The organism is Amycolatopsis sp. NPDC033938 (assembly GCF_055575975.1).
This window is the reverse complement of the sequence record NZ_JBVIRO010000003.1, coordinates 17,651-33,693: the sequence shown is the minus strand read 5'-3', so window position 1 is coordinate 33,693 and position 16,043 is coordinate 17,651. Positions and strand designations below refer to the sequence as shown.

17 protein-coding genes and 1 pseudogene are annotated in these 16,043 nt (G+C 70.6%); 8 read left to right on the top strand and 10 right to left on the bottom strand.

The annotated features are described in order from the left end of the window. Positions 1-32: 32 nt before the first annotated feature. The 3 genes from ACZ5ZX_RS10180 to ACZ5ZX_RS10170 are packed head-to-tail and all read left to right on the top strand — an operon-like array spanning position 33 to position 3,069. Positions 33-1,424 (top strand): MFS transporter, encoded by a 1,392-nt coding sequence (locus tag ACZ5ZX_RS10180; RefSeq protein WP_465501675.1) that lies wholly within the window; start codon positions 33-35, stop codon positions 1,422-1,424. Then, a complete protein-coding gene (locus ACZ5ZX_RS10175; protein ID WP_465501674.1) occupies positions 1,421-1,858 on the top strand; it encodes a GAF domain-containing protein in 438 nt (145 codons plus the stop codon). The genes ACZ5ZX_RS10180 and ACZ5ZX_RS10175 overlap by 4 nt, the downstream gene beginning before the upstream one ends. After that, on the top strand, positions 1,855-3,069 hold the full coding sequence (locus tag ACZ5ZX_RS10170; RefSeq protein WP_465501673.1) for a metal-dependent hydrolase family protein: 1,215 nt from the start codon (positions 1,855-1,857) through the stop codon (positions 3,067-3,069). Before ACZ5ZX_RS10175 ends, ACZ5ZX_RS10170 begins: the two co-directional genes overlap by 4 nt. Positions 3,070-3,077: 8 nt before the next feature. Here the strand turns inward: ACZ5ZX_RS10170 and ACZ5ZX_RS10165 are convergent, their stop codons facing one another. From ACZ5ZX_RS10165 to ACZ5ZX_RS10135, 7 genes are all read right to left on the bottom strand, one after another. Continuing rightward, positions 3,078-4,079 (bottom strand): proline racemase family protein, encoded by a 1,002-nt coding sequence (locus tag ACZ5ZX_RS10165; RefSeq protein ID WP_465501672.1) that lies wholly within the window; start codon positions 4,077-4,079, stop codon positions 3,078-3,080. Then, positions 4,080-4,991 (bottom strand): dihydrodipicolinate synthase family protein, encoded by a 912-nt coding sequence (locus tag ACZ5ZX_RS10160; RefSeq protein ID WP_465501671.1) that lies wholly within the window; start codon positions 4,989-4,991, stop codon positions 4,080-4,082. Then, the gene (locus ACZ5ZX_RS10155; protein ID WP_465501670.1) at positions 4,988-6,340 is read right to left on the bottom strand and encodes an FAD/NAD(P)-dependent oxidoreductase; all 1,353 of its coding nucleotides are present in this window, start codon (positions 6,338-6,340) and stop codon (positions 4,988-4,990) included. Before ACZ5ZX_RS10155 ends, ACZ5ZX_RS10160 begins: the two co-directional genes overlap by 4 nt. Continuing rightward, positions 6,337-6,603: a (2Fe-2S)-binding protein gene (locus ACZ5ZX_RS10150; protein ID WP_465501669.1), complete on the bottom strand. Its 267-nt coding sequence runs from the start codon at positions 6,601-6,603 to the stop codon at positions 6,337-6,339. The genes ACZ5ZX_RS10155 and ACZ5ZX_RS10150 overlap by 4 nt, the downstream gene beginning before the upstream one ends. After that, entirely contained in the window at positions 6,600-7,778 is a 1,179-nt protein-coding gene (locus tag ACZ5ZX_RS10145) for an NAD(P)/FAD-dependent oxidoreductase (protein ID WP_465501668.1), read from the bottom strand. Before ACZ5ZX_RS10145 ends, ACZ5ZX_RS10150 begins: the two co-directional genes overlap by 4 nt. Before the next feature lie 80 nt (positions 7,779-7,858). After that, entirely contained in the window at positions 7,859-8,458 is a 600-nt protein-coding gene (locus ACZ5ZX_RS10140; RefSeq protein ID WP_465501667.1) for a helix-turn-helix domain-containing protein, read from the bottom strand. Between the two features lie 600 nt (positions 8,459-9,058). Further along, positions 9,059-10,474, bottom strand: coding sequence for an aminopeptidase P family protein (locus tag ACZ5ZX_RS10135; protein WP_465501666.1), 1,416 nt, complete (start codon positions 10,472-10,474; stop codon positions 9,059-9,061). A 90-nt stretch (positions 10,475-10,564) separates the two neighbouring features. On the opposite strand from ACZ5ZX_RS10135, the gene ACZ5ZX_RS10130 reads away from it, so the two are divergent. From ACZ5ZX_RS10130 to ACZ5ZX_RS10115, 4 genes are all read left to right on the top strand, one after another. Beyond that, entirely contained in the window at positions 10,565-11,557 is a 993-nt protein-coding gene (locus ACZ5ZX_RS10130; protein ID WP_465501665.1) for a LysR family transcriptional regulator, read from the top strand. 55 nt (positions 11,558-11,612) lie between these two features. Then, positions 11,613-12,980: an FAD-binding oxidoreductase gene (locus ACZ5ZX_RS10125; protein WP_465501664.1), complete on the top strand. Its 1,368-nt coding sequence runs from the start codon at positions 11,613-11,615 to the stop codon at positions 12,978-12,980. Between the two features lie 53 nt (positions 12,981-13,033). After that, positions 13,034-13,246 carry a hypothetical protein gene (locus tag ACZ5ZX_RS10120; RefSeq protein WP_465501663.1) on the top strand — a complete coding sequence of 71 codons (213 nt, stop codon included), beginning with the start codon at positions 13,034-13,036 and terminating at the stop codon, positions 13,244-13,246. A 356-nt stretch (positions 13,247-13,602) separates the two neighbouring features. Further along, a complete protein-coding gene (locus ACZ5ZX_RS10115) occupies positions 13,603-14,061 on the top strand; it encodes an STAS domain-containing protein (protein WP_465501662.1) in 459 nt (152 codons plus the stop codon). 11 nt (positions 14,062-14,072) lie between these two features. Here ACZ5ZX_RS10115 and ACZ5ZX_RS10110 read toward each other — a convergent pair whose 3' ends face one another. Then, a complete protein-coding gene (locus ACZ5ZX_RS10110; protein WP_465501661.1) occupies positions 14,073-14,417 on the bottom strand; it encodes an STAS domain-containing protein in 345 nt (114 codons plus the stop codon). 158 nt (positions 14,418-14,575) lie between these two features. Here ACZ5ZX_RS10110 and ACZ5ZX_RS10105 point away from each other — a divergent pair, with 158 nt between their 5' ends. Next, positions 14,576-14,989, top strand: a complete 414-nt coding sequence (locus tag ACZ5ZX_RS10105) for an ATP-binding protein (RefSeq protein ID WP_465501660.1) — start codon at positions 14,576-14,578, stop codon at positions 14,987-14,989. 20 nt (positions 14,990-15,009) lie between these two features. Here ACZ5ZX_RS10105 and ACZ5ZX_RS10100 read toward each other — a convergent pair. Both ACZ5ZX_RS10100 and ACZ5ZX_RS10095 read right to left on the bottom strand, forming a co-directional pair. Beyond that, positions 15,010-15,120: pseudogene (locus ACZ5ZX_RS10100) on the bottom strand (dihydrofolate reductase family protein); the annotation flags it as partial. A gap of 251 nt (positions 15,121-15,371) precedes the next feature. Then, complete coding sequence (locus tag ACZ5ZX_RS10095; RefSeq protein WP_465501659.1) at positions 15,372-16,043, bottom strand: response regulator transcription factor; 672 nt, start codon at positions 16,041-16,043, stop codon at positions 15,372-15,374.

Genomic DNA, 16,043 nt, shown 5'->3' with positions numbered 1-16,043 from the left:
CTTCGTCGCCCGAACCACGGAAGGCGTTCCCCATGACGCTTCTGGCCCGACTGGACCGGCTCCCCTTGAGCCGCCCCCACTACAAACTCCTGCTCATCGGCGGACTCGGTTACACGTTCGACGGGATGGACTCCGCCGTCGTCGCCTTCCTCCTGCCGAGCGCGAAAGCCGCCTGGGACCTCGACAACGGGCAGCTCGGGCTGATCGGTTCGGCGACGCCGTTCGGCTTCCTCTTCGGCGCGATCGCCGCCGGACTGCTGGGCGACCGCATCGGGCGCAAGAAGGTCATGATGTACGCGCTGGCCTTCTACGCGGTGTTCTCGGTGCTCGCCGCCTTCTCCCCCAACTACGAGATCTTCCTGGGCGCCCGGGTGCTGGCCGGAGCGGGCGCGGGCGCCGAAAGCGCGATCATCGCCCCGTTCCTGTCCGAGTTCGTCCCCGCCAAACGCCGCGGCTGGTTCGTCGGCGCGCTGGCCGGGTTCTTCTCGTTCGGCTTCGTCATGGCCGCGCTGATCGGCCGGTTCATCGTCCCGACGGTGCCGGAAGGCTGGCGCGTCGCCCAGCTGATCACCGCGCTGCCGATCGTCATGCTGCTGTGGTGGCGCCGGTCGCTGCCGGAATCACCGCGGTTCCTCGTCGCGAACGGGCGGCACGCGGAGGCGGAGAAGATCGTCACCAAACTCGAGCGGGACGTCGAAAAGGCGACGGGGCGGGCACTTCCGGCGGTCGCCGAGACCGATGCCCAGCCGGCGACGGAGACGCCGAAGGTCAACCTCCTCAGCGCGCTGAAGTTTCTCTGGAGCCCCGCGATGGCACGGCGGACGGCGGTGATCTGGACCGTCTGGTTCGTGATCACGTTCTCCTACTACGGCTTCTTCTCCTGGATCCCGACCCTGCTCGTGCAACGCGGGATCACGGTGACCAAGAGCTTCGAGTTCTCCATCATCATCTACCTCGCCCAGATTCCCGGGTACTTCTCCGCGGCCTGGCTGTCGGAACGGCTCGACCGCAAGCACACCATCGCGCTGTACCTGGCGGGCTCCGCGGTGAGCGCGTTCTGGCTGAGCCAGATGGACGCGCCGTGGTCGATCACCCTCGCCGGGGCGGTGCTGTCGTTCTTCCTCAACGGCACCTACGCCGGTGTCTACTCCTACACCCCCGAGGTGTTCCCGACCTGGATCCGCGCCAGCGGCACCGGGCTGTCCAGCGCTTTCGGCCGGCTGGGCAGCATCCTGGCCCCGACGATCATCGGCCTTTCGGCGGCGAGCCTCGGCTTCGCCGGTGTCTTCGGCCTGACCACCGCCGTCCTGGCGGCCGGAGTGGTGTGCGTGGTCGTGTTCGGCCTGTCCACCGCCGGTCGCTCACTGGAAGAACTGACCGAGCACGGCGCGCCCGTGAAGACCGCGAAGGAGATGACGAAGTGACCGTGTCACTGTCCACTGTGGAGGACAAGACCCGCGCGACGATCGGCGTGCGCTTGTTCACCGTGCTGGCGTGGGTGCCCGAACGGAAAGCGCTGCGGCGCGTGCACAGCAGCCACCCGGCGGAGTACCCGGTGGGCGGCGAGAAGACCGTCGAGGTCGCCGCGGGTTGGCTGGACCGGTGCATCACCGGGCAGGAACCCTACTTCGGTCCGGACAGCGCGGCGGTGCGGGAGATCTTCGCCGACCACGAACTCATCGACCGGCTGGGGTGCGGCGCGGTGATCAACGTGCCGGTGGTGGACGACGGCCGCACGCTCGGCGTCCTCAACATCCTCGACGCGGAGGGCAGCTACGACGCCGATTCCGTCGTCGCGGCCCGTTCACTGGCACCGTTGGCGGTCCCGGCCCTGCGCGAAATCCTGGAGACGCGATGAACGGATCACTGCTGCTGCGCAACGCCCGTCTGCTCGACCCGGCCAAGGGCGAGTACACCGAGGGCGACCTCCGGTGCGAGGACGGCCGCATCGTCGAGATCGGCACGGGTCTGACCGCCGGTGACGTCCGGACGGAGGATCTGCGCGGCGCCGTCGTGCTCCCCGGCCTGGTCGACGCCCACGTGCACGTGACCGCGTCGACGGCGGATCTCGGGTCGCTCCCCGCGTCGTCGCCGTCCTATGTGGCCGCGCACAGCGCCCGTACGATGAGCCGGATGCTGGACCGCGGCTTCACCACGGTCCGCGACGCATCCGGTGCGGACTACGGCCTCGCCGACGCGCAGGCCGAGGGCTTGTTCCGGGGTCCGCGACTGCTGTTCTGCGGACGCGCGCTGAGCCAGACCGGCGGGCACGGTGACAGCCGGACCCGTGGCGCGAACGCCAGTGACGACCACCCGTGCTGCGCGGGTCTGGGCAGGCTCGCCGACGGTGTCGACGCGGTCCGCGCGGCGGCGCGCGACGAACTCCGCAAGGGAGCGCACCACATCAAGGTGATGGCCTCCGGCGGTGTCGCCTCCCCCACCGACCGGATCGACTCGACGCAGTACTCCGCCGACGAACTGCGCGCCATCGTCGAAGAGGCGGAAGCCGCCAACCGGTACGTCGCCGCGCACGCCTACACCGCCCGTGCGGTGAACCGCGCGCTGGAACTGGGCGTGCGGTCGATCGAGCACGGCAACCTGATCGACGATCTCAGTGTCGAACTGTTCCTCCGGCACGACGCTTATCTCGTGCCCACCCTGGTCACGTACTGGGCGTTGAAGGAGGAAGGGCGCGAGCACGGGCTGCCGGAATCCAGCTGGCGGAAGGTCGACGAGGTGCTCGGCGCGGGGATGGCCGCGCTGGACCGTGCCGCCCGCGGCGGGGTGAAACTGGTGTACGGCAGCGATCTGCTCGGCGGGATGCACCGGCACCAGAACCACGAATTCCGGCTGCGCGGCGAGGTGCAACCCGCGCTCGACGTCCTCCGGTCGGCGACGTCGACCGCCGCGGACCTGCTGAACCTGACCGGTGAGATCGGCACGCTCGCCCCCGGCGCGCACGCGGATCTGCTCGTCGTGGACCGCGATCCGCTGGAGGACATCGGCGTCTTGGCCGAACCGGAGAAGTTCCGGCACGTCATCCAGGGCGGGACCGTGGTCTCCGACTGAACGCGGGGTCAAAGGACGAAACCCTCGGGGAACGGATCGTCCGGGTCGAGCAGGTAGGTGGCGTTGCCGGTGATCCAGGCGCGTCCGGAGAACTCCGGCACCACGGCGGGCACGCCGCCGACGGTGGTCTCCTCGACCAGTTCCCCGGTGAACGTGGTGCCGATGAACGAGCTGTTCTCGAACGGCGTATGCAGCGGCAACTCACCACGGGCGTGCAGCTGAGCCATCCGGGCCGAGGTGCCGGTGCCGCAGGGCGACCGGTCGAACCAGCCCGGATGGATCGCCATGGCGTTCCGCGACGCGCGGGCGTCCGAGCCCGGCGCGAGGAACTGGACGTGCTTGCAGCCGCCGATCAGCGGATCGGCCGGATGCTTCGGCGGACGCTGCTCGTTGATCGCCGCCATGATGTCGAGCCCCGCGCCGAGGATCCGGTCCTTTTCCGCGCGGTCGAACGGGATGTCCACTTGGGACAGTTCGAGGATCGCGTAGAAGTTCCCGCCGTAGGCAAGGTCGTAACGCACCTCCCCGAGGCCGGGCACCTCGACGACGGCGTCACGCTCGGCCAGGAACGACGCGACGTTGCGGAGCTTGACGCGTTCCGCGCGGCCGTCCCGGACCTCGACCTCGGCGTGCACGAGCCCGGCCGGGGTGTCCAGGCGCACCACGGTCTTCGGTTCGGTCACCTCGACCATGCCGGTCTCCACCAGCACGGTCGCCACCCCGATGGTGCCGTGCCCGCACATCGGCAGGCAGCCCGACACCTCGATGTAGACCACGCCCCAGTCCGCGTCCGGCCGGGACGGCGGCTGCAGGATCGCGCCGCTCATCGCGGAATGGCCGCGCGGTTCGTTCATCAGGAACCGCCGCAGATGGTCGAGGTGCGCCATGAAGTACCGGCGGCGTTCGGCCATGGTGTCACCGGGGATGAGCCCGACCCCGCCGGTCACCACCCGGGTCGGCATGCCTTCGGTATGGGAGTCGACCGCGGTGATCGAGCGGATCGACCGCATCTACGCCACCCCCAGCGAGGCGAGCGCACGACGCATGTCGGCGGTGACCCGCTCGCGGTGCTCGCCGGTCAGCGGCCCGCGCGGCGGTCGGCACGGGCCGCCGTAGCGGCCGACGAGGTCCATGCCGAGCTTGATCGCCTGGACGAACTCGGTGCGCGAGTCCCAGCGGAACGCGGCCACCAGCGGTTCGTAGAGCGCCCTGGCCTTTTCGAGTTCACCGGCCGTCGCCAGTTCGAACAGGCGCACCGATTCGGCGGGGAACACGTTGGGGAACCCGGCGAACCAGCCGGTCGCGCCCATCAGCAGGCTTTCCAGCACGACGTCGTCGGCGCCGCTGATCACGTCGAGGCCCGGTGCCTGCTCGCGGATCTCCAGCACCCGCCGGACGTCGCCGGAGAATTCCTTGACCGCCACCACGTTGTCGATCGCCGCGATCTCGGCCAGCAGGGCCGGGGTCAGGTCGACCTTGGTGTCGATGGGGTTGTTGTAGACCATCACCGGCAGGCCGACCGACGCCACCGCCTCGAAGTGGGCGAGCACCTCGCCGCGGTTGGCGCGGTACATCGTGGGCGGCAGGCACAGCAGGCCGTCGGCGCCGTCCTCGGCCGCGGCCTCGGCCCACCGCCGTGCCTGATGCGACCCGGGACCGTGCACGCCGACGACGACGATCCCGTCGTCGCCGACGGTTTCGATCGCGGTCCGGGCGACGCGACGGCGTTCCTCGTCGGTCAGCGAGGAATATTCGCCGAGGGAGCCGTTCGGGCCGACGCCCCGGCAGCCGTTGTCGACCAGCCACCGGCAGTGCGCGGCGTAGGCGTCGTAATCCACGGCCAGCCCGGCGGGCGCCGAGGCGTCCACCCGGTACGGGAGGGCGGTCGCGACGACGACGCCACCGAGGTCGGGGCTGCTCATTCAGGATCTCCTTCGGGTCGGGAGGCGAGTTCGCCCAGCCGGATGGGCTGGACGATCGGGCGATGATGCCGTTCGGCGGCACCGCACAGCTCGGCCACGGTGGGGCCGCACATCCGGCCCTGGCACGGGCCCAGCCCGGCGCGGGTGCCGAGTTTCAGCGCGTGCGAGCCCGGACAGGCGGGGTCACGGGTGGCGCGGCTCAGTTCGCCGTACGTCGTTTCCTCACAGCGGCAAACGATCGTGTCTTCCCGTAGCCAGGCGGGCCACGCCGCGCCGATCGGATGAGCCGCGGCGAGCCGTCCGGCGAATACTCGGGCCCGGTCACGGGCGCGAAGCAGTGCCGTCGGCGGCGTCCCGCCCGCGGCGACGCATCCGGCCACCGCGCCTTCGGCGGCGGCGGTGACCGCGCCGCCGATGCCGGTGATCTCGCCCGCGGCGAAGACACCGTCCACTGTGGTCCGTTGCTCGCCGTCGACACGGACGAAACCACCGTCGAGGACACAACCCGCCGCGACGGCCAGCTCGGGCTGCGGGACGAAGCCGTGTCCGACACAGACCGCGTCGACCTCGTAGATCCACTCGGTGCCGGGGACGACCGACCAGTCCGCCCGGACCCTGGCGGTCACCACCTCGCGGACCCGGTCGGCGCCGCGTGCTTCGATCACGGCCCGGCCCATCCGGTACGGGACGCGGTGGCGGGCAAGGGTGGCGCCGTAGCGGGCCAGTTCGCCGGCCTTGCCGGTATGCGCGGCCAGCCGCCACGGCCGCGCCGACCATCCTTTCCGGACGGTGGCGAACGGGTTGGCCTCCAGCACGGCGACCACCTCGGCCCCGACGCCCAGCAGGGATTCCGCCACCGGCAGCAGGAACGGTCCGGCCCCGGCGACGAGCACGCGCCGGCCGATCGCGACCCGCTCCCCCTTGGCCAGCGCCTGTGCCGCGCCCGCGGTGTACACCCCGGGCAGTTCCCAGCCGGGGAACGGCAGGGTGCGATCGTGCGCGCCGGTCGCCAGGATCAGCGCGTCCGGTTCGAGGGTCAGCCTCCGCCGCCCGCCGCCGTCGGACCGCCCCCGCAGTATCTGCAGCCGGTTATCCACGCGATCGAACGCCCAGACGGTGGTGCCGGGCCACCACCGGCAGCGCGGATGCGCCAGCAGACGACGGCGCCGCTCGAAGCCCGCCCGGCCTGGGTTCCGCGCCTGGCAAGCCTCGGGCGGCATGCGGTGGTACTGACCGCCGGGAGTGTCCGCCTGGTCCAGCACCGTGACCCGGGCGCCCGCCCGCAGCGCGTGCTCGGCCGCCGCCAGCCCCGCCGGTCCGGCACCGACGATCACGACCTGCGCGCTCACGTGCCCTCCTCCCGGGACTGGGTGCGGATCTCGTCGCCGTCGGCGGCCGGACGGCGGCACGCGCGGACATCGGGCACGTCGTTGACCGTGAGCAGGCAGTCGAAGCAGGCGCCGATACCGCAGAACACGCCGCGGGGCGCGCCGGACCGGGTGGTGCGCCAGGAGATCCGGCCCGCGGCCAGCAGCACGCCCGCCACACTCTGGCCCGCGATCCCGGCCACCGGTTCGCCGTCGACGGTGATCCGGACCGGCCTGCCGCTCATGCCGCCACCTCCGCCACTACCGCAGGACGGTCCACAGTGAACTCTTCGACGCCCATCGCGGGCTCCGTCCCGGTGAGCAGTTCGCGCAGCAACCGGGCGGTACCGACGCTCAACCCGATTCCGGCGCCTTCGTGACCGGTGGCGTGCCACAGGTTTCCCAGCCGCGGGTCCGCACCGAGCACCGGGAGATGATCGTCCACATAGGGCCGGAAACCGCCGTAGGCCCGCATCACCGCGACGTCGGCGAGTGCCGGGAACAGCCGCAGCGCCTTGACGGCGATGGCGCTCAGCACGTCGGGGCGGATCGTGTCGTCGAAGCCCACCCGGCGGCGCGACGAGCCGATCAGCACGGTCCCGCCCCAGGTCGACTCGACGACGGCGGAAGTCTGCAGGTCACCCGAATCGGCGCCGACCGCGCCGACGTAATCGGCGTCGTAGACCTTGTGCCGGACGACCCCGGGCATCGGGGTGGTCACCAGCACCTCGCCCCGGCGGGGACGGATCGCGATCGGAGCACCGAGACGCGCCGACACCTGCCCTGCCCACGGGCCCGCGGCGTTGACGACGACGTCGGCCCCGATGACCTCACCGGGCACGCGGACGCCGGTGATCGATCCGTCGCGGACGACGGCGCCGACGACCTCGGTATCGGACCGCAGCCGGGCGCCGTGACGCAAGGCGGAACCCAGCAGCGCCAACGCCGCGCCGGCGGGCTGGACCTGCGCGTCCTCCGGATAGTGGAATGCGGCGGTCACCTCGCGGGTCAGCGCGGGTTCGGCTCGCGCGAGTTCCTTGAGTGACAACGGTTCCGCGCGCACTCCGGCACCGGTCTGGGTCCCGGCGAACGCGGTGAGGGCGCGAGCGCCCTCGTCGGTGGTGGCGACCACGATGCCGCCCTTGGGGTCGTACTCGATCGCCGACGCCGCGCGTGCGTCCTCGTCGGCGATCTCGGCGACCACTCGCGGCCACAGCAGCGCCGAGAGCTTCGCGAGTTCGAGTTCGGCGCCCGGCCCTTTGTCGGAGACGAGGACATTGCCCTCGCCGTGCGACGTGGTGCCCCCGGCTGGACGACCGCGATCCACGACCACGACGTCGAAGCCCGCCCGGCTCAGCTCACGGGCACAGGCGGCGCCGACGATACCGGCGCCGAGGACGACCACGCGCGTTCGGTTCAACAACCCTCCAGTGTTCGGTAAAGCGAACGATCGGAGGGTAGGTTCCTCTCCAGAGGGGTGTCAATCCCCCCGCCTCGCGGTCAGCCCTTCAGCACCGGATGCGGCTTGCCGTCGAGCCGTTCGTCGGCGCGGTACTGCAGCAGCAGGACCGAATGGACCGGCCCCTCCGCGGCGGTGTAGCAATGCGGCTCACGGGCGTCGAAGGCGACGTAGTCCCCCGGGCCGACATCGACGGTCCGGCCTGCCACCTCGACCCGCAGCGAGCCCGACTGCACGACGGTGTGCTCGATGCCGACATGCCCCTGCGAACGCTGTGGCGCGTCACCGCGCACCACCTGGTCGTACACCTCGAACACGCCGTCACCGGTCTCGATCCGCCGCAGCGGCCGAAGATCGACGCCCTCACCGCGCAGCACCTCGACGTCGGCGCCGCGGACCACGGTGAGCGCGCCACCCGCCCGATGGTCGAGCAGGTCGGAGATCGCCACCTCCAGCACCCTGGACAGGCTGAACACGGTTTCGATGGTCGGATTGCCGCCACCGGACTCCAGCTGCGACAGCGTCGCCTTGCCGATACCCGAGCGCCTGGACAGCTCTGACAGCGAGAGCCCCCTCGCCGTCCTGGCCGCGCGCAGGTTGACCGCCAGCATGTCCCGGATCGAGGGCGCCTCGTTCTCCACCGCTTCTCCCGCGTCGTTCGTCAAACCGTACGACCGGAGCGCGAATCGTTCGCTTTGCCGATCGAGTTCGCCGACATCATGACACGCCTTTGAGCGGAGGGCCGCGAAGAGCTGTCACGAGCCTCAGCGGCGCCACCAGTCACAACGGGTGCGCGTGAAGGCCCCCTTCCCTCGGCTGAGCCGAGGGAAGGGGGCCTTCACGCGCTTCGCCGCGAGCCACGCCGCAGGCCACGAGTGGGTAAAGGTGACGTGATCGGCTCGGTGCCGTGGAGTCCCCTTGATTGCAGTCAGGTACTCCCAGACACGACACGGCCCTGACTGTCCACAAGGGACACAGGCGCACAACTTCGTGTCCGATTTGGGCCTGTATGTGCGGTTCCGGGCGGGGGTCGGAGTGTTATTGAGAGGCAACTCAAATGTGGCGTGTCCTGAAGGTCCCCTTTGGGACGTTGAAGGTCTCAAAGGGGTCCTTCAGGACATCACGCTTCGACGCTGGGGCGGCGGTGTTCGCGACACCGGCAGCGGGCGCCGACCGCGCCATATTTGCCTTACCCCTCAAGAGAACCCGAATCGCCACTCACGACCACCTGGACCCGCCGCTCATCCCCTGGCGGCCCGAACCCAGGCGGTGACCTCGTCCGCGGTCGAGGGGAACCCTCCAGAGAGCAGGTCGTGGCCGGATTCGGTGACCACGACGTTGTCCTCGATGCGGATGCCGAGGCCGCGGAGCTCCGGCGGCACGGTGCGATCGGTGGCGTGGAAGTACAGACCGGGCTCCACCGCCAGCGCCATACCCTCGGCGAGCGTGCCCTCCCGGTAGGCACCGGGGCTCGCGGAAGCGCAGTCGTGGACGTCCAGCCCGAGGAAATGGCCGGTGCCGCAGACGATGTACCGCCGGTGCTGCTGCCCGTCCGGCGACAGCGCTTCGTCCACCGAAACCGGGAGGAGGCCCCAGTCGTGCAAGCCACGGGCGAGTACACCCAGCGCCGTCGTCTGGAAGGCGGCGAAGTCCTGGCCAGGCCGCACTTCCGCCAGCGCCGCGAGATGCGCCTTGTGCACCAGGTCGTACACGTCACGCTGGGCGGTCGTGAACTCCCCGCCGACCGGGAAGGTACGGGTGATATCGGCCGTGTACAAGGAATTCAGCTCGACCCCGGCGTCGAGCAGCAGCAGGCTGTCGTCGGTCACCGGCCCGTCGCAGCGCGTCCAGTGCAGGATCGGCGCGTGTGGCCCGGCGGCGACGATGGAGGTGTAGCCGGGGCCCGTTCCCTCGGTGCGGGCACGGCGGTCGAAGGTGCCCTGCAGCCAGCGTTCCCCGCCGCCGCGGACCGCCTCGGGCAACGCGGACAGCACGTCGGCGAAGCCGAGCGCGGTGGCGTCGACGGCGTCGCGCAACTGGCCGATCTCCCAGTCGTCCTTGATCCGGCGCAGGTCCGCGAGGATGGTACGCAGCCGTTCGCTGTGGCCGAAGCCGTACGCGTCGAGTACGGGATCGACCCCGGCACCGGTCAGCACACCCGGGTTACGTCCGCGCAGGCCGCGCGGGAGGTCTTCCAGCGGGCGGCATTCGATGCCGAGCGCGTCGCCGTACGCGGCAGGACCGGCGGCGGAGCCGACCCACAGCGGGCTGGTGTCCGCGTCGCCCACGAAGTCGGGTTCACCCGACTCCGCCGGGCGCGGGACGTACAGCGTGGCGTGGTGGCTGTCGCCGGCCGGGGTCAGCACGAGAATCGCGCCTTCGCGCTGGCAGCCGGTGAGCCAGACGAAGTCGCTGTCGGCGCGGAAGCCGTGAAAGGTGTCGTTGGAGCGCACCACGGCGCGGCCCGCCGCGAGCGCGATCCGGTGCCCCGGCAGCTCAGCCGACAGCCTGCCGCGGTGGGCGGCCGCGGCCTCGGCGGTGCCCGGCGGCACCTCGACCACGTCGTCGACGGGCTCCCAGCCGTCACTGATCCAGTTCCGGAATCCCTTGGCGGCCAGCAGCGCGCGCAGATCCGGCCGGGTTCGGTCGCCGGTCATCGGCTCCCCCTTCGAGTAGTCGCGGTCCTGGTCGCACTGTCACACCGCGAACGGGCGGGCCGTAATGACCGGCGGCGATAGACTCCGCCTATGGCCCTGGAGATCCGGCACCTGCGGGCGATCTGCGCCATCGCCGAAGCGGGCAGCCTCTCGCAGGCGGCCGCCGCGCTGGGCATGTCCCAGCCGTCGCTGACCTCGCTGCTCCAGCGGCTCGAACGGCAGATCGGCGCGCCACTGTTCCTCCGCAGCCACACCGGGGTGACACCGACCCCGGTCGGCGAGCAGACACTGCGCCGCGCGCTGACCCTGCTCGTGGAGTTCGACCGGTTCGAAAGCGATCTTCTCGGCGCGCTGGGCGACGGCCCGGTCCGGCTCGGATCGTCCCAAATGGACTGTCTGCCCACGTTCGTCGAACGGCTCGACGACGCGCTACCGGGACTCGACGTGACCGTCCACGTGGAGCCGTCCAGTTCCGTGCTGGCTCAGGGGTTGGCCCGCGCCACCCTCGACATCGCCGTCATCGCCATGTCGGACGACCAGGAAGTACCGCTGGCGAAGCAGTTGGGGCACCGGGTGCTGTTCTCGTGGCTGCCCGTCTTCGTCGGCCTTCCCGCCCGGCACCGGCTCGCCGACGGCTTCGAGGTCGACCTGGCCGATCTCGCGGACGAAGCGTGGATCGGACCGCCGGGGCCTGAGGACGGTTCGCTGACGTCGTTGCGTGCGGCCACGCATCGCGCCGGGTTCACGCCGCGGATCCGTTTCGAATGTCCCAACGGCGGTGGGCGGCAGCTGATCGCGGCCGGGCAGGCGGTGCAGCTCGTCGAACCGACCGCACCCGAGCTTCCTGGCATGGTGGTCCGGCCGCTGAAGGGTGATCCCATGCGGATGCGGCTCGTGCTGGCGTGGCGCAAGGAACGGCTGACCTGGGATCAGGCGGAGAACGTCTATCGCGCGGTGATGACGTCCTACACGCGGCACGCGATGGCGTCCACGCCGTTCCGGACCTGGTGGGAACGGCGGCGGAGCGTCCAGTCCTGGGATGGGCTGGTGGACTTCTTCCGCACGCCCGGCTGGTCCTCGTGAGTGGAAATGACGGTTCTCACCATCCTCACCACGCACGAGACCTAGCGTGAAGACCATGATGATCGATGATCTGGTCGCCGAGTTCCCGCCGGACCGTCTCGTCCGCGACCCGGACGTCCTGCGGAGCTTCGCCCACGACGAAGCCGAGTGGGCACAGCACGGCATCCCCGTCGCCGCGGTCCGCCCGCACACCGCCGAAGAGGTACAGGCGGTCGTGCGGCTCTGCCTGCGTCATCGCGTCCCGCTGGTCACCCGCGGCGCGGGCACCGGCCTGTCCGGCGGCGCGAACGCGGTCGACGGCTGCGTCATCCTCGTCACCGACAAACTCACCGCGATCAAGGAGATCGACGAACGAGAGCGGTTCGCGGTCGTCGAACCCGGCGTGGTCAACGACGATCTCGGCGCCGCCTGCGCGGAACGCGGGCTGTGGTATCCGCCGGATCCGGCGAGTTCGCCGTGGTCGACGATCGGCGGCAACGTGGCGACCAACGCGGGCGGCGTGTGCTGTGTGAAGTACGGCGTCACCCGTGACTACGTGCTCGGCCTGCAGGTGGTGACCGGCACCGGCGAACTCGTCCGGCTCGGCCGCCGCACCGCGAAAGGCGTCGCGGGTTACGACCTCGCCGGGCTCATGGTCGGTTCCGAGGGCACGCTGGGCGTGCTCACCGAGATCACCGTGCGGCTCCGGCCCGCGCGAGGCGCGGAGCGGACCGTCGCCGGGTATTTCGACACCACGGTCGCGGCGGGCGAAGCCGCTGCGGCGGTGGCGGCGCGAGGTGTGGTGCCTTCGGCGCTCGAACTCGTCGACAGGCACTGTCTCGCGGCGGTGGACGCGTGGAAGAACATGGGGCTGAGCGCGGACGCGAACGTCGTCCTGCTCGGCCGCACCGACACCCCCGGCGCGCTGGGCGAGCACGAAGCCGCCGTCCTGCTCGAATGCTTCGAGAACGCCGGAGCGACCTGGGCCGCCCAGTCCTCCGACGAGACTGAAGCCAACGCGCTGTTCGCCGCCCGGCGGCTGGCCTACCCGGCGCTGGAACGGCTCGGGCCGGTGCTCACCGAGGACGTCTGTGTCCCGACGCAGGCGGTACCCGAGATGCTCGCGCGGATCGAGGCCGCCGCCCGGCGGCACGACGTCGTGATCGCGAACGTCGCGCACGTCGGCGACGGCAACCTGCATCCGCTGCTGGTGACGCCGCCCGGCGACGAGAACGCGAGGAAGGCGGCGCAAGCGGCCTTCGAGGACATCATCTCCGGCGCGCTCGATCTCGGCGGCACGGTCACCGGCGAGCACGGCGTCGGCCTGTTGAAGCAGGCGGGACTCACCCGCGAACTCGGTCCCGCGGTGCTCGAGCTGCATCGCGCGGTCAAACGCGCGCTCGATCCGCACGGAATCCTCAATCCCGGCAAGGTCTTCCTGTAACTCCGTCCCGCCCCGCCGCGATTGACCCGGTATCTGGGGAACGGAGACGGGAGATGATGACGCAACGGCTGTGGCTGGGTCTGGCGGTCGTCTACACAGGCACCGCCGTGGTCCAGCTCTACCTTCTCGCCAGCACCGGCGCCGTCTGGGCCGGGACACTCACCGCGGTCGGCTTCGTGGCGGCGTTCCTGTGCGCGTTCGCCGCGTGGAAGGCCTCGAAACAGGAACGTGGCGGCACGAGGGAAGCCGGCTCGCCTCGGCGCTAGGCGCTGCCCTCATCATCGAAACGGGTGAAGACGGTTACCGGCCGACACCACCCGGGAAGGACTTCCTCCACGCGTCGCCTCCACTGGAAACCGGGGTCTCGCCTGGGAAAAGGCGGTCAGGGAGTAACCATGCGCCGTCATGAATCATGCGTTGTTCACCCCTGGCGGTATTGCCACGCGCTGTGAGCGGCGTACCGTGGCTGGTACGTGAGGTTGAGTCCACCAGCCCGCATGAACGACCGCATCTCCGCGGCCCAGCACTTTTCGACGGGCGACGCGGTGGCGAGTTCACTTGCGCAGCCGTTGTGCAGGCTTACCCGTTGTCCGTCTCGTCCCGGCTATCCGGGAGACCCCTCATGATCGACCGACTTCCGTTCCCCCGAGGAAGCCGCGATGGCCCCGCCCTCCGGACCGTCCTCCGCGTCACCGTCCCGCGCCCTCGTCCGGCCGACGAGCAGCTGATGCGAGTCCGCCGGACCCGATGGAGTGACGACCTGCTCGTCGTCTCGGCCGGTGGCGAGATCGATCTCGCCACGGCGGGACGACTCGAGCGCGCACTGCGCGGCACTCTCCCCGCCGCCACGGTCCTCGACCTCACCGACGTCACCTTCCTCGGCGTCGCGGGGCTGCGGGTCATCGAATCCTCCGCCGCCCGCGCTCGCTCCGAACGCCGGGCGACCGGGGTCGTCGCCAGCACTCACGCGGTGCTGCGGCTGCTGCACCTGTTCGGTGCCGACACCCACATCCCCCTGTACCAGCACCTGGCCACCGCGATCCGCGAAGTGCCGAAAGCCGTGCCCGCGCGGAATCCCTGACCCGCGGCCGGTCAGGATCCGGCGAGCGGCAGCAACGTGGAGAGGCCCGTCTTCTGCGCGAGCCGCCGGATCGTGGGCGAGGGCAGGAAACTCAGGCCGACCCCCTGGCTGCCGCACCGGTCGTTGATCCGGACCAGGGTCGCCAGGCCGGTGGAATCGCAGAACTCCACGCCTTCGAGGTCGACGACGAGCCTGCCGGGCACGGGTTCCAGCGCCTCCTCGAAGGTCTCTTTGAGGTCCTCGGACGTCGTCATGTCGATCTCCCCGGCCACCGAGATGACGACCTGTGCGCCGTGGGGCCTGGCGACCGTCACCGAGAAGGGAACCTCCTTGATGTCGCCGTCTCCGCTCGTCACCGTCACACTCCCTCACGATCGGAACACCGACGGTTCCGAAGATATCGGATGACGGCCCCCACGCGCGCGGCACTCACGCCGCGATCCGGGTGTTGCCTTAACCTTGGCGTGGATCCGGCGGTCGTGGACCGCGGCGGACGAGGAGGAGAAGCTCCGTGATGCCGATCGACGAGCCGGTGCGCCAGAGCCCTGACGAGCTTGTCCGCGAAGTCGCCGCCGTTCCCGCCGAGGCAGCCGCACTGCGGGACGTGCTGGCGAGCTGGGCACTCGAACGAGGTCTTCCCCGCGAACTGGCCGAGGACCTCAAGCTCACCGCCTACGAGGCGATGACCAACGTCGTCAAGCACGCCTACCCGGACGGGACCGACGACAACGTCATGACGATCACCGCCACGTACGTCGACGGTTCCATCGTGGTCACCGTCGCTGACGAGGGCCGCTGGCGCGACGGGAGCCGCTCGGACGGCGGACGCGGCCTGCCGATCATCCGCGCCTTCGCCCCGGAGGCCTCCGTGACGAGCACGCCCACCGGCACCAACGTCCGGCTCTCCTGGCCCTGCCCCACTGCCTGAACCGCCGACCGGCGGCAGGCTCAGCGGACGACGTCGTAGACCAGCTTCTGCACACCGTTGCGGTAAGCCTCGCTCTCGACGAGTTCGAGGCTCTGCTTGTCCTTGTCGGTGTCGCTGAACAGCTTCTTGCCCCGCGCCGAGCAGTGCTCCGCGGAGAGCACCGGTTGGCACCGTCACCCAGGTACCTACTGGTGGCCTGCGGCCTTGTACTGGGGAGCGCGTGAAGGCCCCCTTCCCTCGGCTGAGCCGAGGGAAGGGGGCCTTCACGCGCAGCCGTTGTGACTGGTGGTGCCGCTGAGGCTCGTGATGGTCGTCCGCGAGGGGTGAGGGGCTCTTTGAGGGACTCTGAGTCCCTCAAGGAGTCCTTTCCGGCGCGTCCGGGTCAACTCTCGGCGTCGCGGACCAGCAAGGCGATCTGGACCCGGTTCTCGACGCCGAGTTTGGCGAGCATGTTGCTGGTGTGGGCCTTCACCGTCGCGACGGTGATGTCGAGCCGCCGCGCGACGTCGGTGTTGGAGAGCCCCTCGGCGATGGCGTTCGCCGTCTCGCGTTCGCGGTCGGTGAGCGTGGCCAGCAGGTCACGCGCCTGGTCGCGGGACGCCCGGCGCGCGTCGGAGGAGCGTGGTCCGGTGGCCGCGGCGATCAGCCGGGCCGTGGCGGCGGGCGAGAGCGCGGGTTCCCCGGCGGCGACCGTGCGCACGGCTTCCAGGATCCGCCGCGGCGGGGTGTCCTTGAGGACGAACCCGAGCGCGCCGACGCGCAACGCGCCCAGCACCATATCGTCGGTGTCGAACGTGGTCAGCACCAGCACCTTCGGCGGATCCGGAAGCCGGAGGATCTCCTCGGTCGCGCTCAGCCCGTCCCGGCCCGGCATCCGGACGTCCATGAGGACGACGTCGGGCCGCTGCTCGCCCACCACCGTGATCGCGGCGTCGCCGTCGGCGGCCTCCCCGACCACGGCGAGGTCCGGCTCACCGTCGACGATGAGCCGCAGCGCCATCCGCACCAGGTGTTCGTCGTCGACGAGCACGACACGCACCCGCTCGCGGTCCAT